General features: G+C 72.9%; 2 protein-coding genes. Both read right to left on the reverse strand.

Going from position 1 to position 1,709, the window contains the following annotated elements; translation table 11 throughout:
* On the reverse strand, window positions 1–560 hold a 560-nt coding region (locus AOK03_RS44785; protein ID WP_244177963.1), incomplete at its 3' end, for an MMPL family transporter.
* 120 nt (window positions 561–680) lie between these two features.
* Window positions 681–1,709: tetratricopeptide repeat protein (locus tag AOK03_RS39955; RefSeq protein ID WP_157869236.1), on the reverse strand; the 1,029-nt coding region annotated here is incomplete at its 5' end.

Raw genomic sequence — 1,709 nt, forward strand, 5'->3', positions numbered from 1 at the left:
GCGACGACGCCCGCGGTGGTGTAGAGCAGGGGCCCGCCCAGCGAGTTGTAGACCTCGCTCGCATCGGTGTCGAGGGCCCCCGCCCCGCCGACGTCGACACTCAGCCCGCCCTCACCGTGCGCGATGTCCCGCACGTCATTGACCAGCGCGTCCCGCTTGTCCTCGTCCTGCCCGGGCTCGGTGCTCGCCACGGGATACATGAGGGTGGTGCCGTCCTCGGAGGGCACGGCCGCGGGCTCGCCGACGAGCTCGTGCTCGTCCGCCACCTCGGCGACCTGGTCCGCCGCGGCCTTCCGATCGGCGGTGGTCAACCCCCCGTCCCGGTGGTAGACGAGCACGAGTTCGGTGGCCTCGCCGCCGGGCAACTGCTCCTGGATCCTCGCGACTTCGGTGGACCCGGCACTCGCGGGGAGGTAGTCGACGGCCCGGTCCTTCTGCACATCGGCGAGCTTCGCCGCGAACGGCGAGGCCAGCGCGAGCACGACGATCCACAGCCCCAGAAGCACCCAGGGCACGGCGCGCCGCCGCGCCGGTGCGTCCTTGGTCCGTTCGGCCCCCATGACGGGCCCCCTTCGGCAGAGGTGACAGGTTCACGCTCCACCCTTCCGCCACCGGGCGCGGGATCCGTCGGGCTGGGGGCCGACTTGGGGGATACGGCTCGGGGAGGCGGCCGACCGGGATTACTCCCCGCGGAGTACGCGGAGGGCCTCCGGGATCCGTCCCCAGCGGCCGACGGCCAGACAGAGGAGGGCGTACCGCCGCCCGACGGTCCGGACCTGGAGGCTGCGCGGCCCGAAGATCCGGACGGCGTCGTGGAGGAGCACACCGTACCGGTCGGTGGACCGGCGGGGATGGAGGGACCAGAGCAGGGCGTAGGCATGACTGGTGCGGGCCAGCCAGGTCCAGGCGTGCTCGGGGCCGTGCAGCCGCTCGTGGTCGGCGACGAGGGCGGCGAGCTCCGTCACGGCGGTACGGCCGCGGCCGGTGCGGCGAGCGAGTCTGCCTGCCTCCAGGCGGGCTTGGAGGGTCCAGCGGTGTGCGGGCCCGTGGATCCGCTCGTAGTCGGCGACGAGCTCCCGCATGACGGTCAACGCCTCGCGCCACCGGCCGGAGTAGCGCAGGGCGCTGGTCGCCCACCAGTCCCGCTGGGCCAGGGTCCAGGAGTGGTCGGGCCCGAACTCGGCGGTGAGGTCGTCGAGCAGGCGCCGTTGGAGGGTGACGTTCTTCCACACCAGGCCGACGGAGACGTAGGCGGATCCGAGCCTGCGCCGGGCGGTGACGGCCTCATCGCTGAGGGGGCCCGAGCGCCGTTCGTACGCAGCGAGGACCCGTCTGCGGACGGTGAGCGCCTTGATACGGCGCTGGCGTCTGCGCAGGGGATACGCGGTCCTGCCGAGCGCGTGGACGGTGAACGGGTGGTCAGGACCGAGGAGTCGGAGGTAGGTGTCGGACAACTCGGTTTCCACGCGCCGCACTTCACGCCATCTCCCCATGCGGGCGAGGGCCGCCGCGTACTCGCTCCGGACGGCGAGCGTCACCGGATGGTCCGTCCCGTACGCACCAAGGCTCTCGGTGAGGGTCTCCGCCAGGACCTCCACCTGCTCCCGGTAGCGCCATAGCGCCCCGAAGGCCCACGCCAGGCCGCGGCGGGCCATGAGGGTGTCGCCGTGGCCGGAACCGCGCAGCCCGATCATGTCGTCCAGGACCTG

It is taken from the genome of Streptomyces atriruber (assembly GCF_001418325.1).
Lineage (GTDB): Bacteria > Actinomycetota > Actinomycetes > Streptomycetales > Streptomycetaceae > Streptomyces > Streptomyces atriruber.